The sequence below is a fragment of the Pseudomonas sp. HN8-3 genome (genome assembly GCF_020790195.1).
Taxonomy (GTDB): Bacteria; Pseudomonadota; Gammaproteobacteria; order Pseudomonadales; family Pseudomonadaceae; genus Aquipseudomonas; species Aquipseudomonas synxantha_A.
Genome location: NZ_CP086206.1, coordinates 2,746,032 through 2,761,568, shown reverse-complemented (window position 1 = coordinate 2,761,568; position 15,537 = coordinate 2,746,032). Strand labels below are relative to the sequence as shown.

Below are 15,537 nucleotides of genomic sequence, written 5' to 3'. Positions count from 1 at the left end.
TAACAAAGAAGCTGAAGGTCTTTCCGACAAGGAGCAATACATAACTGTCAGACACACAAAAGGGAAGCCGTGCTTCCCTTTTGTATTTAACGTTTTTCATTGAGTTCAAGGTCTTACGATAGTTACCCCATCACAGTATGTCTCAGGGTTGGAAAATACCGTGTACACCTCAGCCAATTCACTGTTACCGGTAGCCCCAGTGTTGACGATCGTTGAGTAGGTCACCTCGCAAGGCCCAAGCACGGACTGGGTCAGGAATGGACGATAAGGGATTTCAACGACAAATCCATTGTCCTTATCCCCTTGGCTCAACGATGGGTGGGTAAAGGTCTGCGTGAATGGACCCGGTGGAAAGCCAAAGGCTTCACTGAAGATCGTAACGGTTACCGTCACGCTATTACCTACCTCCAACCTCGGATCGCCTGGAATGAAGAGCTCGGCGTAAAGCGTCGGTGGTGCTCCGGGCGCGCGGGTTCGCAGCGATTGGCAACTCCACTCGTCGTTGGCGTCAAGGTGTAAGAACTCAGCAGGCGGCAGTACGACCCTCACTGCATCGACCACGTCGACCATGGTAACGCCCGACGGGTTTTCATTCGTGGTGCCGGGGCCAATGACCACATAGCTGACGGGCTGCAACTCATTGCCGTGGCGGGCAACGACCTCCCAAGGAATGGTGAACGTCGCGTCATCTCCGGGCACTGTCGTGCTGAGGGGGAAAGGCCCTACTCGCTCTTTCGTAGCCCCCCACAACAGGACAAACTCGTTATTCGCATGGGGCAGCGCTGCAATGGTCCAGAGCGGGATCACAATGGTGACGGGTTGATTCGCATCGCCAATGCGCAGGGTGTTCAGCTCCGGAGTGGGCCCCCCGCCGAACACCTGCGCCAGGTTCAGCGCTGGGTTTACATCGCCGGGTTCAAGAGTGCCTGGAAGAACAGGCCCCTCCACCGACAGGTCAAGCCGCACCGTTTTATCAGGAGAAGGGAAAAACACGCCATTTCGTTCGATACGGTAGCGCAGGGTCACCGTCTGCGGCCCCAGCGTTGCGGTATATGCGTCTTTAATCGCATCATTCATGTTGCTGAAGACCACCGGAAATTCAACCAGCTCAGCGGTTTGCGGCCCAAAGGGCTGTGCTTCCCATTGCATCTCGAACTTGTCCAGGCCAGTGGCGTGGTCAGGATAATCTTCAACGTGGGCTTCAATCCCCTGACGATAATCCTGAATATCGAGAAGATCATCCGTGCTGCCGGCACGTGGTGCCGGCGCCAAGGGCAGGAACGGCTCCAAAGGCTGCGGATCGTCCAACAACGAGACTGTTCGAAAATCATTGAACGAGGGACGGCTGACGTTACCTGCCCGGTCAGTGATGGTGTAGAAAATATAATATAGCCCGCTCAGGATAATCAGGTTCCTGGCCAGGAAAAAAGTGCTTACATCAGGGGATGGCAACATAGGCACACCTGAGCCACTCACCAGATACTCGGGGCGCGGGTCCATCACCGGGCTGAAGTACACGTTAATCATATCCCCCGCTTCGAATCGCCCAGTCTGTGGACCAAAGTCATTCGGGGGGATCTGAATCTCCACGCCGCCTTGATCGATCAGGAAGGCATCGTTAATGACCGTGCCCGGCGGCACATTTGCGAAGACTGGAACAAGCGGCTGCTCGCGTGAAGTCGCTACGGCATAGGGTGCAATGGTATCAACCCGAAAAGCACCCGGGTTGGAGGAGTCAAGGGAGGGGCCTGGTATGCCGGCCTGATTACGGTATTGAGTATTCCTGAGCTCGTAGTAGCCATGTCGATACTCAGGTACCGGCGCGGGAATAAACCTGCTGATTATCGGAGGAACGGGCGTCTGGTTGATTTGATAAGGCGCCACCAAGGTGGTCCAGGTAGGCGGGCTCACAGTGATATCCCGGATTTCAACGCCCATCCAGTCCGTGCCCCTTGATGCTGTCCCGGTCCGTAACTGAACGTTAATGCCAACACGGGCGACGACCGCCGAGATAAGGCCAGTCGCATCATCCAACGCCTCGTCAATCGTGGGTGCATTGAGAACCAAAGGCGCTGGCGTCGTAGTCGAACCACGTTTTCTACTCATTTCAGTCTCTCCTTGCTGCTTTAGAATAGGCACCGCGCGCACTGGCGGGCCGCAAACGCTCGTTCAGTCACTTGAGTTACGGCCAGGAGACTGAAACCGGGACACACTCTCTTCAGCCGAATGATTCTTCGACCAACTACATTCAGTTCAAAATGTTCTACTAAACCCGCACCCTGGCTCAGGGCTCGGGACCATTGCCGCCTTCCCAGCAGTAAACCGAGTTGGGCGGTGGTGGCGATGTAGGCACCAAACGATCGAACTGCACAAACCTGGAAGCTGAACGGCCAATGGGCGTTCGATTCCTGGACACAAGGTAATGAGCCTCTCCACCGGCATTTATTTTCAATGGCCGGATTACGCGCTCGACGTCACGAATCCAGAAGTTGTAGCCGGATGCATCCGCCACTGCATCCCAGTAATGCTCAAGGGTTTCCACAACATTCGGATCTGGGTCGACGTCCGGATACTGGCCATACCCCTGAAACCTGAGCGTGATCAAATCCCCGTGCTGGATGTTCGGGTCTGCCGGGATTGCCACCTCGACTCCGTACCAGATTGGCGGTTGGGTGCTGCAGGTCAAATACCGGTTTGGGTGAAGCAAAGCCTGAGGAAATTCAGGCCGAGTGAACTGGATGGGTGGAAGATCGGTTGCCAACCCGACCCGCGCCAACAATGAAAAGGTCGGGTTCACATTACCGGCGCGATCCTCCAAACGATAAAAACAGAAAAGCCATAGCGCGCCAGGGTAGGCGCGGAACACGTCATTGGGCACGTCCACAAAAATGCGGCCGCTATCACTGGTCAGCGGTGGCGAAACCCAAGTGGGTAGGCCGGTTGGCAGCATATTCATATCCGAAAAGTACATCAGCACCTTGTCCCCGACTTCACGTCCGAGATAGCCCTCGGGGATCTCCATGCGCACCATGGGATTTGCATCCAGATAGGGTTGGGTGATCGGATCGATCGGGAAAATGGCAGGCGCCAGTAACGAGCCGACGCCTGGAGCGTCGCGGTCGATTCTAATCGTCACGGGCGACGAGGTATCGACACTCGGGCTATCTGGCCGGGTGTTATGAATCCGGTAGCGCAGGTCAACGATGGCACTGCTCAGCAGGAACGCCTGAGGAATCGTCATGGGCAGAGGGAAGTCGGCATCCGTCAGTGGGCCACGCAGCTCAAAGTGCGGGGTATCAACGGACCTGGCACCTCGGACATGCCATTCGAAAATCACGTACTGAAACCTTCCGGGGCCGGGCAAAACCGCCCAAGGTGTCTCAAGCAAGATGCGTAGATCAGTGAAATTGAATCGAGCGGGTAATAATCCATCTGGTAATACGTCGACGACTGTTGGCGCCTCAAGCACAAGGATGCCTCCTGAGCCCGTAGGCCCATTGGCACTCTGGCCAGTAGTGGAAGTAGTCATTTAAACCTCCCGTCATTCAAGCATTTTCTAAACCGCCCCCTGCTCTCAGCGTGCCAATACCAGAGGTTCTGTTGGCGCCATTGAACACCTCCTCTGGCCCAGCCGATACTGTCAAAACTCACAGGTAGGACCACCGCTCGTCGGATCTCCCCGCTGACCAGTGGCTTCACACGACCAAGATTCTCTTGACGAAGACGATGGGCTAGTGTTTTCTGAAACCGGTTTCATCCCGTTACTCATTCCAATAAGAAAGGCTTTGCCGTGACTCCATTTTCCGCCGCCCAGCGCAGCCGCGTGACCATGCTCGACGTCGCCGAGCGAGCGTGCGTGTCCAAGGCCAGCGTGTCGCGCTTTATCGGCGATGACCGCGCCCTGCTCTCCGATGCCATCGCCCTGCGTATCGAACACGCCATCGCAGAACTCGGCTACCGCCCCAACCAGATGGCCCGTGGCCTCAAGCGTGGGCGCACGCGCCTGATCGGCATGCTGGTGGCTGATATCCGCAACCCCTACTCCATCGCGGTGATGCACGGCGTCGAAACCGCCTGCCGCCAGCACGGCTACAGCCTGGTGGTGTGCAACACCGACCGCGATGACGAGCAGGAGCGCCAGCACCTGGCAGCGCTGCGCTCGTACAACATCGAAGGGTTGATCGTGAACACCCTGGGCCATCACCTCGACCAACTGCTGGAACTGCAACGGGAAATGCCCCTGGTGTTAGTGGACCGCAAGGTCGAGCCGTTGCACAGTGACTTGGTGGGCCTGGACAACCCGGCGGCGGTGCGTATTGCGGTAGAGCATCTTGAGCAACAGGGTTATCGCGACGTGCTGTTGGTAAGCGAAGCCACCGACGGCACCAGCTCGCGTCTTGAGCGCCTGGAGAGTTTCACCACCGAGATTGCCAAACGCCCGGCGTTGACCGGTGCCGTGGTTGAGCTGAACGGCGAACTGGAAAAACGTCTGCAAGCCTTTCTCGCCAAGCCCGGCCCCAAGGCGCTGTTTTGCGCCAACGGTGTTGCTGCGCTGGCCTGCACACGTGCGCTCAAGGCATTGGGTTGCGAGCTGTTCACCGACGTGGGCCTGATTGCCCTGGATGACCTGGACTGGTACCCGCTGGTGGGTAATGGGATTACCGCCCTCGCCCAACCGACGCAAGCGATTGGCGCCAGCGCTTTTGACTGTTTGCTCAAGCGCCTGCGCGGCGATACCGCCCCCACGCGCACCCTGGATTTTTTACCGGAGCTTATTATCCGCGGCTCTACCCAATCCCTTGTGGGAGCGGGCTTGCCCGCGAAAGCGATAGGTCAGCCACTTCCAAGCTGACTGACACACCGCTTTCGCGGGCAAGCCCGCTCCCACATTTTTTGTTCTGCGCATGAAAATGAAACCGGTTTCAGAGGTAAACAACAATGCATAAATACCCCGTCTCCATCAGCCTTTCCAGCTACGGCGCCGACCTGGTTCGCCAGCAGGGTCAATTGAGTTTTGTCGCGCTGCTCAGCGCCGCCGGTGCCCAGCGCATTGAATGGCGTGAAGAACTGCTCACCACCGAGCAACCGGCCGAGCTGGCCCTGGCCGCTGCAGAACAAGGCCTGGAATCAGTATTTTCCTCGCCCTTGGAGCTGTGGGTCGCCGGCCGTGCGCAGCCCAATGCCGAGCTGGCCGCCACCCTGGACCGCGCCCAGGCCTTTGGCTCGGGCTGGCTGAAGGTCTCGCTCGGTTACTTCACCGACACAAACGACCTGGAAAGCCTGCACGCCTTGCTCAACCGCCACCCGGTCAAGCTGCTGGTGGAAAACGACCAGACCCTGCACGGTGGGCGCATTGAACCCATGCAACGGTTTTTCACCGAAGTCGAACGCCTGGGCTTGCCGGTGAAAATGACCTTCGATATCGGCAACTGGCAGTGGCAAGACCAGTCCGCGCTGACCGCTGCACGCCTGCTGGGCCGGCATGTGGATTACCTGCACTGCAAGGCCGTGGCCCGTCGCCCGGACGGCAAGCTGGTGGCCTTGCCACCCGGCGCCACCGACCTGCATCTGTGGGAACAACTGCTCAAACACATGACTCAAGGTATTACGCGGGCGGTGGAATTTCCGTTGCAGGGCGATGACCTGGTCGAGGTCACTGCACAACAGGTCGCCACCCTCGCCTGCCTTGGCCAACCCCGCGTGGAGAATGCGCATGTCTGAGATCGATATCCTGTCGTTTGGTGAAACCATGGCGATGTTTGTCGCCGAGCAGACCGGCGATCTGGGCCAGGTCGCGCAGTTTCACAAACGCATTGCCGGCGCCGACAGCAATGTCGCGATTGGCTTGTCGCGCCTGGGGTTCAACGTGGCATGGCTGAGCCGAGTAGGTGACGACTCCCTCGGGCGCTTTGTGGTCGACACGCTGGGCAAGGAAGGCATTGATTGCCGCCATGTGGCCGTCGACCCGTTGCATCCCACCGGGTTTCAGCTCAAGTCGCGCGAAGAGGCCGGCGCTGATCCCCAGGTCGAGTACTTTCGCAAAGGCTCGGCGGCCAGCCATTTGTCCATCGCCGATATCAGCCCTGCGTTGTTGCAAGCCCGCCATCTGCACGCTACCGGGATTCCACCGGCATTGTCCGATGCCACCCGTGAACTCTCCTTCGAACTGATGACGCAGATGCGTAACGCCGGGCGCAGCGTGTCATTCGACCCGAACCTGCGTCCCTCGCTCTGGGCCAGCCAGGCGCAGATGATCCGCGAAATCAACGCCTTGGCCGCTCTTGCCGACTGGATTTTGCCGGGCCTGGGTGAAGGCCGCCTGCTCACCGGTTTCGAGGATCCTGCGGATATCGCTGCGTTCTACCTCGACCAGGGCGCCGAAGCCGTGGCGATCAAACTCGGCCCCGAAGGCGCCTATTACCGCACCCACATGGACCAGGGCTTTATCGCCGCAGTCAAGGTGGAAAAAGTCGTGGACACCGTCGGCGCCGGCGATGGTTTTGCCGTGGGCATGATCAGTGCCCTGCTGGAAAACTCAAGCTTCCCCGAGGCCGTCCAGCGCGCTAACTGGATCGGCAGCCGCGCCGTGCAGAGCCGTGGCGATATGGAGGGTTTGCCGACCCGCGCCGAATTACCCACTCGATCCGTTGCGTAACCCATTACCTGTTGCCACAACTACAACAAGCTCAGGAGCAACCCCATGGAAACCGTGAAACTCGCCACCCGTCGTTGGTGGTACATCATGCCTATCGTGTTTATCACCTACAGCCTGGCCTACCTGGACCGAGCCAACTACGGCTTTGCCGCCGCCTCCGGGATGGCCGAAGACCTGATGATCACGCCCGGCATGTCTTCGCTGCTCGGTGCGCTGTTTTTCCTCGGCTACTTTTTCTTCCAGGTACCGGGAGCAATCTATGCGCAAAAGCGCAGCGTCAAAAAACTGATCTTCGTCAGCCTGATCCTCTGGGGCGGCCTGGCGACTCTGACCGGCGTGGTGTCCAACGCCTATATGCTGATCGCCATCCGCTTCATGCTCGGGGTGGTCGAAGCCGCGGTGATGCCAGCCATGCTGGTGTACCTGTGCCATTGGTTCACCCGTGCCGAACGCTCGCGGGCCAATACCTTCCTGATCCTCGGCAACCCGGTGACCATGCTGTGGATGTCGGTGGTCTCGGGCTACCTGGTGCAGCACTTCAGCTGGCGCTGGATGTTTATCATCGAGGGCCTGCCGGCCGTACTGTGGGCGTTCATCTGGTGGAAGCTGGCGGATGAAAAACCCGCCGACGCCAAGTGGCTGAGTGAACAGCACAAAAAAGACCTGGAAACCGCCCTCGCCGCCGAACAGGTGGGTATCAAGGCGGTGAAGAATTACGCCGAGGCGTTCCGTTCGCCCAAGGTGATCATCCTCGCCCTGCAATTCTTCTGCTGGAGCATCGGCGTGTATGGCTTTGTGCTGTGGCTGCCGTCGATCCTCAAGGCCGGCTTGCAGATGGACATGGTCGAAGCCGGCTGGCTCTCGGCGCTGCCGTACCTGGCGGCGGTGATCGGGATGCTGGTGGTGTCCTGGGGCTCGGACAAACTGCAAAAGCGTAAGCGCTTTGTGTGGCCACCATTGCTGATTGCGTCCATCGCCTTCTACGCGTCCTACGTGTTGGGTGCCGAACATTTCTGGTGGTCCTACACCCTGCTGGTGATCGCCGGTGCATGCATGTATGCACCCTACGGCCCGTTCTTTGCCATCGTCCCGGAAATCCTCCCAGCCAACGTCGCCGGTGGCGCCATGGCGCTGATCAACAGCATGGGCGCGCTGGGCTCGTTCGGTGGCTCGTACCTGGTGGGTTACCTCAACAGCAGCACCGGCTCGCCTGGCGCTTCGTACCTGTTGATGAGCGGCGCGTTGCTGCTGTCGGTGGTGCTGACGATTTTCCTCAAGCCCGGCGCGAGTGACCGCTCGCCGGTGCCAACCCTGGAGTTGAAGGTAAAAACCTCATGAAAAAGTCCGTTGTGTTGTACAAGAAACTGTCCGCGCCGCTGATGGCCCGCCTGCATGAGCAGGCCGAGGTCACGCTGATCGATGCACTGGATGAGGCCGGCCTGGCCAAACTGCGCGATGCGCTGCCCAGCGCCCATGGTCTGTTGGGTGCAAGCCTGCGCCTGGATGCCCGGTTGCTCGACCTGGCACCCAAGCTGGAAGCCGTGGCCAGCGTCTCGGTCGGGGTCGACAACTACGACATCGACTACCTGACCCAACGCGGCATTCTGCTCAGCAACACCCCGGATGTGCTCACCGAAACCACCGCCGACACCGGCTTTGCGCTGATCCTGGCGACCGCCCGGCGTGTGGTCGAGTTGGCCGACATGGTGCGTGCCGGCCAGTGGAACAAGAACATCGGCCCGGCGCATTTTGGCAGCGATGTGCATGGCAAGACGTTGGGTATCATCGGCATGGGCCGCATCGGCGAAGCCTTGGCCCAGCGTGGGCATTTTGGCTTCGGCATGCCGGTGATCTACCACAGCCATTCGCCAAAGCCTGCGGTGGAGGCGCGCTTTGGCGCGCAGTACCGAAGCCTCCAGGACTTGCTCAAAGAGGCGGATTTTGTCTGCCTGACCCTGCCGTTGACCGCCGAAACCGAGAAGCTGATCGGCGCCGAAGAGTTCGCACTGATGGGGCCGGAGACGATCTTTATCAATATCTCCCGCGGCAAGGTGGTGGACGAGGCTGCGCTGGTCGAAGCGTTGCAGCAACGCACCATCCGGGCGGCTGGGTTGGATGTGTTCGAGAAGGAACCGCTCAGCCACGACTCGCCGTTGCTGCGCTTGAACAACGTGGTAGCGACGCCGCATATCGGCTCGGCGACTCATGAGACGCGCGAGGCGATGGCCAAGTGTGCGGTGGATAATCTGCTGCAGGCGTTATCAGGCGAGCGGCCACAGAATCTGGTCAATCCACATGTGTGGAAGCGTTCTTAACACGCCAAAACTGCGGTGCCTAGCTGTGAACCTTGACAGTATCCCTGTGCTCAGAAAAGCGCTGGAATGACTTTGCGCCCCAACTGAGGCAGGGGCACTAACTCAAGGAGAGTAATGTCATGACGCCTGAAAACAGCACAGGTCCGGTTCCCGTCAAACCTGAGTTACCGGCGGAGGTCGCCAATGGCGTTACCCCCGCCTACCTGCAAGCCAACGGCGACACACTACTGGTGACAGTTCCCGTTTATCCCACGCAAGTCGTAGGAAGCAAGATAGGAATGCGGATCGGGGGGCCTGACGAAGAACCCATCGTTCCTTACGTTATTACCAGCACAACCACCGCAGCAATTGTCCCGATCACTGGCGATGTGCTACGTACCTTTCCAGACGGTGTTCACCTGATCTATTACACCATCACCAACACCTCCGGCCAAGTAAGCCCTAACTCCAAAGGCGCATTCCTGCGCCTGGCCTTGAAGACAACCACATGAGAACACGCTGAGCGGTTAGATAACGAACCTGGCCACCATCCCATTCAAATCCACCGCCAACCTCGACAGCTCATGGCTGGCCGCGCTGGTCTGGTTGGCGCCCGCCGCTGACTGGGTAGCCAGGTCGCGGATGTTGACGAGGTTGCGGTCTACTTCGCGGGAGACCTGGGCCTGTTCTTCCGAGGCGCTGGCAATCACCAGGTTGCGTTCGTTGATCAGGCTGATGGACTGGGTGATCTGCTCCAGGGCCACGCCGGCAGCACGGGCCATTTCCAGGGTGGCCTGGCTGCGTTGGTTGCTTTGCTGCATGGACTGCACCGCTTCACCGGTGCCATTTTGGATGCCAGCGACCATCTTCTCGATTTCCTGGGTCGATTGCGCGGTGCGATGGGCCAGGGCCCGCACTTCGTCGGCAACCACCGCAAAGCCGCGCCCGGCTTCGCCGGCACGGGCGGCTTCAATCGCGGCGTTAAGCGCCAACAGGTTGGTCTGCTCGGCAATCGCACGGATCACGTCGAGGACCTTGCCGATATCCCGTCCTTGAGTCGCCAGGCCTTCGATCATCACGGCGGTGTTTTGCACATCCTGGGTCATGGTCTGGATCGCGCCGACAGTATCCATCACCCGGTCGCGGCCTTCGCGCGCCACGTGGTTGGACTGCCCGGAGGCCTCGGAGGTGGAGACAGCATTACGCGCCACTTCCTCTACCGCTGCGGTCATCTCGTTGACCGCCGTGGCGGCTTGATCGATTTCATTGTTCTGTTGCTGCAGGCCACGAGAGGCTTCCTCGGTCACCGCACTCAGCTCTTCTGCCGCCGAAGCCAGCTGCGTGGCCGAGCCGGCGATATGCTGGATGGTCTGGCGCAGGTTGGCCTGCATGCTCGACAAGGCACTGAGCAAGCGCGCAGGTTCATCCTTGCCATCGTCCGCGAAGGTTTTGCTGAGGTTGCCGGCGGCGATGGTCTCGGCAACTTCCACGGCTTTGCGCAATGGCGTAACGATGCTGCGGGTCAGCAGCCAAGCCAACAGCACCGTGAGCAATGCGGCCACCACCGACACTGCCACCACACCGGTGATTGCGCCCTCATAACTTTGCCCAGCCGCCGCGTCGGCGGTTTTAGCATCGGCGGCATTGAGGGCGATCAGCTTGTTCAACTGCTCGCCCATCTGGTCGGTGCCGTCCTTGATGCGGCTGTTGATCAGCGCGCGCATTTCATCGACCTTGCCTTGCTTGGACAACACCAGCATGTCGGCCTGGGCCTTCAAGTAATTATCCAGCGTCACGCTGAAGGTCTTGTACATCACCGCCTCTTGCTCGCCCATCGATAGCTGGGCGTAATGGGCCTGGGCGGCCTTGACCTTATCGGTCAGCACGCCGATGCGGGTTTCGGCTTCCTGCAGGGCAGCCGGTTCGCGGTTGACCAACACCCGGAACGACAGGATGCGCATGCGCAGTACGTTTTCAGTGATGTTGCCCAGGGACGTCACGCTGGGCAGCTGGGTTGCGCTCATGTCCACGGAAGACTGCCGAATCTGCGTCATGCGGTTGACCGCAAACACCCCCAGGATGACCACTAACACTGCAATGAAGGCGAAACCGAGAAACGCTCGAGGCGCAATATTCAGGTGACGAAGGGACATAGGGCTGCTCTCAGAAGTAGTGTTTGCGAACGTCCCTGTCGCGAAACGATCTGTCAGCGTCAACGCGCCGGCCAGACCTTGGTCACCACTGTTGTCGTTGTAATGTGGGCCTATATTCACTATCGGCCGGGACAGTTTTTTGCGCAGGGTCTTTATTAATATTTTTTTACACTTCTGACGACTGACGGTTTCTGGCATTCTTCGCCTCCATTTTCCGACCCGAGCCATCATTTTGTCTGACGCTCAAGCCCCTCGCCCGCGCTATAAATCCGACCTGATCTACGGCCTGGAAGACCGCCCGCACTTCACCGCCGCGATATTTGCCGCCCTGCAGCACGTCTTGGCCAGCTTCGTCGGCATCATCACCCCGACCCTGATTGTCGGCGGCGTGTTGGGCCTCGAAAGCGAAGTGCCCTACCTGGTGAGCATGGCGTTGTTCGTCTCGGGGCTCGGCACCTTTGTGCAGGCACGCACGTTCGGGCCAGTGGGTTCGGGCCTGTTGTGCCTGCAAGGCACCAGCTTTTCGTTTATCAGCGTGATTCTCAGTGCGGGCTTTATGGTTAAGGCCCGGGGCGGCGGCACCGATGAAATCCTGTCGACGATCTTTGGCATCTGCTTTTTCGCCGCGTTTATCGAAGTAGTGCTGAGCCAGTTCATCGGCAAACTGCGCAAGCTGATCACCCCGGTTGTGACTGGCACCATCATTACCTTGATGGGCCTGTCACTGATCAAGGTGGCGGTCACCGACATGGCCGGCGGCTATGGCGCTGGCGACCTGGGCGCCGCCAGCAATATGGGCCTGGCGGCGCTGGTGCTGCTGACCATCGTGGTGCTCAACCGTTTCAACAACCCGTTCCTGCGCCTGGGTTCGATCGTGATCGGCCTGACGTTGGGCTTTGTGGTGGCGTGGTGGCTGGGCCGCGTCGACATGGCCGCCCTGCCCCAGGTGCCGTTGATCAGCGTGCCGGTGCCGTTCAAGTACGGCTTCTCGTTTGACTGGGTGGCATTTATCCCGGTGGCGGTGATCTTCCTGATTTCGCCTCTGGAAGCGGCTGGAGACCTGACAGCCAATTCGATGATCTCCCAGCAACCGGTCAAGGGCCCGCTGTATATCAAGCGCATCAAATCCGGCCTGCTGGCCGATGGCCTCAACTCGGCGATGGCCGCTACCTTCAACAGCCTGCCGATGGTGACGTTCGCCCAGAACAACGGCGTGATCCAGCTGACCGGCGTGGCCAGCCGCTACGTGGCGTACTTTATCGCCGGGCTGCTGGTGCTGCTGGGGTTGTTCCCGATGATCGGCGCGGTGCTGCAACTGATGCCCAAACCAGTACTTGGCGGCGCGACCCTGATCATGTTCGGCACCGTAGCCGTGGCCGGGATCAAGATCCTCGCCGAAGCCGGCCTGCACCGGCGCAATGTGCTGATCGTGGCGATTTCCCTGGGGATGGGCCTGGGCGTCGCCGCAGTGCCGGAAGTGCTGCGCGATTTGCCCAAGGCGCTGCACAACATCTTCGAATCGCCGATCACTGTGGGTGCGTTCTGTGCAATCCTGCTGAACATTTTCCTGCCCGAAGAGTTCATAGAGCTGGAAGAAGATGAATTCGATCCGGAGTCCTCTACCCTCAAGGTCATGCAGGACCCGGACGTCACGAAACAGTAGGAGCACTTTTATATGCGCAAGCTCATGGTTCTTTCGTTGTTGTTGCTGAGCTTGAGCGCCTGCGCGCTGTTCCCCAATCGCGACCCGGTGAATATCAACGTGGTGGGCATCGAGCCCCTGCAAAGCCAGGATCTGGAAGTGCGCTTTGCCGTGAAGCTGCGGGTGCAGAACCCCAATGAAACGGCAATCGACTACAACGGCGTGGCGCTGGATCTGGAAGTCAATGGCCGGCCGTTGGCGTCCGGGGTAAGTGACCAGGCCGGCAGCATCCCACGTTTTTCCGAGACGGTGCTGATGGTCCCCGTGAGTGTTTCGGCGTTCTCGGTGTTGCGCCAGACCCTGGGCCTGAGCCAGACCCAAAGCCTGAATAACCTGCCCTATGTGCTGCGCGGCAAACTGGCGGGCGGATTGTTCGGCACCATGCGCTTTGTAGAGCGTGGCACTCTGGATTTGCCCAATACCGCCACCTGGTGATGCGCGAGTGATCTGATCCAAATCTGCGAAATGCAAGCTCGCGCCTACAAAAGCCTTGGGTTGACCCGGTTCAATCAGTGATGTAGCGCACGCCTGACTTGGCGCGCTCGTCCACCACCAATTCAAAAATATCCGGCCGAGCGTAATGCCCCACTACGTCGTAGTCGTAGCGTGCCCGCACCAGATCATCTGTATCGATCTGCGCCGTCAACAAACCCGCCTCCCCCAGCAACGGCCCCGCCAAAATATCGCCCATGGGACCGACGATCACGCTGCCACCGGCAATCAACGGGCGCTCCGCCGGCCAGTTGGCAACCTCCACACCCAAGGCCTGCGGTGATGCCTGCACCTGGCAGGCGCTGACCACAAAGCAACGGCCTTCATGGGCAATATGGCGCATGCTCACCTGCCACATCTCGCGCTCGTCCACTGTGGGCGCACACCACACCTGCACGCCCTTGGCATACATCGCCGTGCGCAACAGCGGCATCATGTTCTCCCAGCACACCGCCCCGCCGATACGCCCGACAGCCGCGTCAATCACCGGCAAGGTTGAGCCGTCGCCCTTGCCCCAGATCAGCCGCTCAGTGCCGGTCGGCATGAGTTTGCGGTGCTTGGCGACCAAACCGCTCGACGGTTCGAAATACAGCACGGTGCAATACAGCGTGCTGCCACTGCGCTCGATCACGCCGAGCACCAGGCTCGCACCGGTACGCGCCGATAACCCGGCCAGCGCCTTGGTCTCCACGCCCGGCACGTCGATGGCATTGGCAAAGTACCGCGCAAAGGCTTCACGGCCTTCGGGCAGGCGATAGCCCAATTGCGTGCCGAAGCTTTCGCCCTTGGGATATCCCCCCAGCAACGCCTCAGGCATCACCACCAACTGCGCGCCACTGCGCTGTATTTCATCTTCATAGGCCAGGATCTGCGCCAGGGTTTGCGCTTTGCCGCCAGGCAAGGAGCCGATTTGCAGGGCTGCGACGATCGATACGGGCATTGTGCTCACTCCGGTAACAAGGGTTGCCCATTCTCCGGCCAGACTCGATCATGAATAAAGCCCACCTCAGTGCTAAATGATATGAGCCAAATGAATATCGCCCAGGTTGACCTGAACCTGCTGAAAACCTTCGAAGCCCTGCACGACGAGTCCAGCGCCAGCCGTGCTGCCTTGCGCCTGGGCGTTACGCAATCGGCAATCAGCGCCGGTTTGCGGCGTTTACGCGAACTATATGGCGACCCACTTTTCGTACGCACCGGTCGCGGCCTGGCGCCCACCCTGCGGGCCAATCAGTTGAAACCGGTGATCAGCGAGGCATTGGACCGCTGCCGACAAAGCCTGGCGATGATCCACCCGGATAACCCGCATTATCAGGGGCGATCGGTGGTGTTAGGTCTGTCAGACGATTTCGAAATCGCCTACGGCCGGCAGCTGATGGACGCCATTGCAGAGCGCCTGCCGAAACTGCGGGTGATCTTTCGCCAGACCCACAGCCAGATCGTTGCGGCTGCCCTGCTCGACCGCAACCTGGACCTGGCCATTACCGCCGGCGGGTTTGCCGAGCGCAGGCTGAGTCGGCAAGTGCTGGGCGAAGGTGACTACCGTTGCCTGGTTGACCCAGGTAGCCTGGCGCCCGATCAGCAAGGTATCGAGCTTGCAGAATTCATCGCACGCGACCATGTGCTGGTGTCGTCAGGCGGGTTTATCGGTATTACCGATGAAGGGTTGGCGGCGCAGGGCTTGAGCCGCCAGGTATGTGCGTCCACCAGCCACTTTGCGGCGCTGCCGTACCTGCTCAAAGGCAGCGCGGCGGTGGCGACGATCCCCGGTCATGCGGCCCAAGCGATTGCGCAGATGACCGGCTTGCGTGTGCTGCCCTGCCCGCTGGCGCTGCCGCACTACCCGGTGGAGTTGGGCTGGCGTACCCAGGCCCAGCTTGATCCGCTGTTGCTCAAGGTTCGCGAGGCGATCGTGGCGTGCTTTATTTCGCCGCTGCCATCAGCTTGTTGACTTCACTGCGCACCATGTTGGAAAACTCCGGCGGCGACATGCCGTCAAGTTCGGCGCGCACCCACTCGGCCCATTTTCCCTTGCGCTTGGCGCGCTCGCCGAACAAACGGGCCGCTTCGCCCTTGGCTTTGCCCAGGTTGGTTTGCCAAAGGTCGTAGAGGCGCGACTTTTCGTCTTCCAGCTCGGCGCGTTCGGCGAGGGTCTTGTTGGCGAGATTGAAGCTCATGTTGAATTACCTGCTGCACAAATGACTGACATCTTACACTGTAGGCCCAAAGGGCCTGATCACC

14 protein-coding genes are annotated in these 15,537 nt (G+C 59.7%); 9 read left to right on the top strand and 5 right to left on the bottom strand.

Annotated elements, in window-relative coordinates; translation table 11 throughout:
* Positions 1-105 precede the first annotated feature (105 nt).
* A complete protein-coding gene (locus LJX92_RS12150; protein WP_228309811.1) occupies positions 106-2,106 on the bottom strand; it encodes a hypothetical protein in 2,001 nt (666 codons plus the stop codon).
* A 178-nt stretch (positions 2,107-2,284) separates the two neighbouring features.
* Entirely contained in the window at positions 2,285-3,529 is a 1,245-nt protein-coding gene (locus tag LJX92_RS12145; protein ID WP_228309810.1) for a hypothetical protein, read from the bottom strand.
* Between the two features lie 261 nt (positions 3,530-3,790).
* On the opposite strand from LJX92_RS12145, the gene LJX92_RS12140 reads away from it, so the two are divergent.
* The 6 genes from LJX92_RS12140 to LJX92_RS12115 all read left to right on the top strand — a co-directional run bounded on the left by LJX92_RS12140 (position 3,791) and on the right by LJX92_RS12115 (position 9,461).
* The gene (locus tag LJX92_RS12140; protein ID WP_323134841.1) at positions 3,791-4,852 is read left to right on the top strand and encodes a LacI family DNA-binding transcriptional regulator; all 1,062 of its coding nucleotides are present in this window, start codon (positions 3,791-3,793) and stop codon (positions 4,850-4,852) included.
* An 86-nt stretch (positions 4,853-4,938) separates the two neighbouring features.
* On the top strand, positions 4,939-5,721 hold the full coding sequence (locus tag LJX92_RS12135) for a sugar phosphate isomerase/epimerase family protein (RefSeq protein WP_228309809.1): 783 nt from the start codon (positions 4,939-4,941) through the stop codon (positions 5,719-5,721).
* A complete protein-coding gene (locus LJX92_RS12130) occupies positions 5,714-6,655 on the top strand; it encodes a sugar kinase (RefSeq protein ID WP_103734312.1) in 942 nt (313 codons plus the stop codon). The genes LJX92_RS12135 and LJX92_RS12130 overlap by 8 nt, the downstream gene beginning before the upstream one ends.
* Positions 6,656-6,700: 45 nt before the next feature.
* Positions 6,701-7,993: an MFS transporter gene (locus LJX92_RS12125; protein ID WP_032875841.1), complete on the top strand. Its 1,293-nt coding sequence runs from the start codon at positions 6,701-6,703 to the stop codon at positions 7,991-7,993.
* On the top strand, positions 7,990-8,970 hold the full coding sequence (locus LJX92_RS12120; RefSeq protein WP_032875844.1) for an NAD(P)-dependent oxidoreductase: 981 nt from the start codon (positions 7,990-7,992) through the stop codon (positions 8,968-8,970). Before LJX92_RS12125 ends, LJX92_RS12120 begins: the two co-directional genes overlap by 4 nt.
* A 119-nt stretch (positions 8,971-9,089) precedes the next feature.
* Positions 9,090-9,461: a hypothetical protein gene (locus tag LJX92_RS12115; RefSeq protein WP_078821490.1), complete on the top strand. Its 372-nt coding sequence runs from the start codon at positions 9,090-9,092 to the stop codon at positions 9,459-9,461.
* Between the two features lie 15 nt (positions 9,462-9,476).
* On the opposite strand, the gene LJX92_RS12110 is transcribed toward LJX92_RS12115, so the two are convergent.
* The gene (locus tag LJX92_RS12110; protein WP_103734313.1) at positions 9,477-11,102 is read right to left on the bottom strand and encodes a methyl-accepting chemotaxis protein; all 1,626 of its coding nucleotides are present in this window, start codon (positions 11,100-11,102) and stop codon (positions 9,477-9,479) included.
* Between the two features lie 232 nt (positions 11,103-11,334).
* On the opposite strand from LJX92_RS12110, the gene LJX92_RS12105 reads away from it, so the two are divergent.
* Together LJX92_RS12105 and LJX92_RS12100 are read left to right on the top strand one after the other, a co-directional pair.
* A complete protein-coding gene (locus LJX92_RS12105) occupies positions 11,335-12,765 on the top strand; it encodes a nucleobase:cation symporter-2 family protein (RefSeq protein ID WP_103734314.1) in 1,431 nt (476 codons plus the stop codon).
* 12 nt (positions 12,766-12,777) lie between these two features.
* Positions 12,778-13,239, top strand: coding sequence for an LEA type 2 family protein (locus LJX92_RS12100; RefSeq protein ID WP_005788636.1), 462 nt, complete (start codon positions 12,778-12,780; stop codon positions 13,237-13,239).
* Between the two features lie 70 nt (positions 13,240-13,309).
* On the opposite strand, the gene LJX92_RS12095 is transcribed toward LJX92_RS12100, so the two are convergent.
* The gene (locus LJX92_RS12095; RefSeq protein WP_078821493.1) at positions 13,310-14,236 is read right to left on the bottom strand and encodes a carbon-nitrogen hydrolase family protein; all 927 of its coding nucleotides are present in this window, start codon (positions 14,234-14,236) and stop codon (positions 13,310-13,312) included.
* Between the two features lie 90 nt (positions 14,237-14,326).
* On the opposite strand from LJX92_RS12095, the gene LJX92_RS12090 reads away from it, so the two are divergent.
* Entirely contained in the window at positions 14,327-15,247 is a 921-nt protein-coding gene (locus LJX92_RS12090) for a LysR family transcriptional regulator (RefSeq protein WP_032875858.1), read from the top strand.
* Here LJX92_RS12090 and LJX92_RS12085 read toward each other — a convergent pair.
* The gene (locus LJX92_RS12085; RefSeq protein ID WP_003190904.1) at positions 15,219-15,473 is read right to left on the bottom strand and encodes a hypothetical protein; all 255 of its coding nucleotides are present in this window, start codon (positions 15,471-15,473) and stop codon (positions 15,219-15,221) included. The two genes, LJX92_RS12090 and LJX92_RS12085, sit on opposite strands and share 29 nt — an antisense overlap.
* Between the last annotated feature and the right edge of the window lie 64 nt (positions 15,474-15,537).

Bases quoted from the DNA above. Each gene is read 5' to 3' on its own strand.
- LJX92_RS12085 (WP_003190904.1), bottom strand. From the start codon at position 15,473: ATGAGCTTCAATCTCGCCAACAAGACCCTCGCCGAACGCGCCGAGCTG.
- LJX92_RS12135 (WP_228309809.1), top strand. From the start codon at position 4,939: ATGCATAAATACCCCGTCTCCATCAGCCTTTCCAGCTACGGCGCCGAC.
- LJX92_RS12110 (WP_103734313.1), bottom strand. From the start codon at position 11,102: ATGTCCCTTCGTCACCTGAATATTGCGCCTCGAGCGTTTCTCGGTTTC.
- LJX92_RS12150 (WP_228309811.1), bottom strand. From the start codon at position 2,106: ATGAGTAGAAAACGTGGTTCGACTACGACGCCAGCGCCTTTGGTTCTC.
- LJX92_RS12115 (WP_078821490.1), top strand. From the start codon at position 9,090: ATGACGCCTGAAAACAGCACAGGTCCGGTTCCCGTCAAACCTGAGTTA.
- LJX92_RS12130 (WP_103734312.1), top strand. From the start codon at position 5,714: ATGTCTGAGATCGATATCCTGTCGTTTGGTGAAACCATGGCGATGTTT.
- LJX92_RS12100 (WP_005788636.1), top strand. From the start codon at position 12,778: ATGCGCAAGCTCATGGTTCTTTCGTTGTTGTTGCTGAGCTTGAGCGCC.
- LJX92_RS12095 (WP_078821493.1), bottom strand. From the start codon at position 14,236: ATGCCCGTATCGATCGTCGCAGCCCTGCAAATCGGCTCCTTGCCTGGC.
- LJX92_RS12145 (WP_228309810.1), bottom strand. From the start codon at position 3,529: ATGACTACTTCCACTACTGGCCAGAGTGCCAATGGGCCTACGGGCTCA.
- LJX92_RS12125 (WP_032875841.1), top strand. From the start codon at position 6,701: ATGGAAACCGTGAAACTCGCCACCCGTCGTTGGTGGTACATCATGCCT.
- LJX92_RS12090 (WP_032875858.1), top strand. From the start codon at position 14,327: ATGAATATCGCCCAGGTTGACCTGAACCTGCTGAAAACCTTCGAAGCC.
- LJX92_RS12120 (WP_032875844.1), top strand. From the start codon at position 7,990: ATGAAAAAGTCCGTTGTGTTGTACAAGAAACTGTCCGCGCCGCTGATG.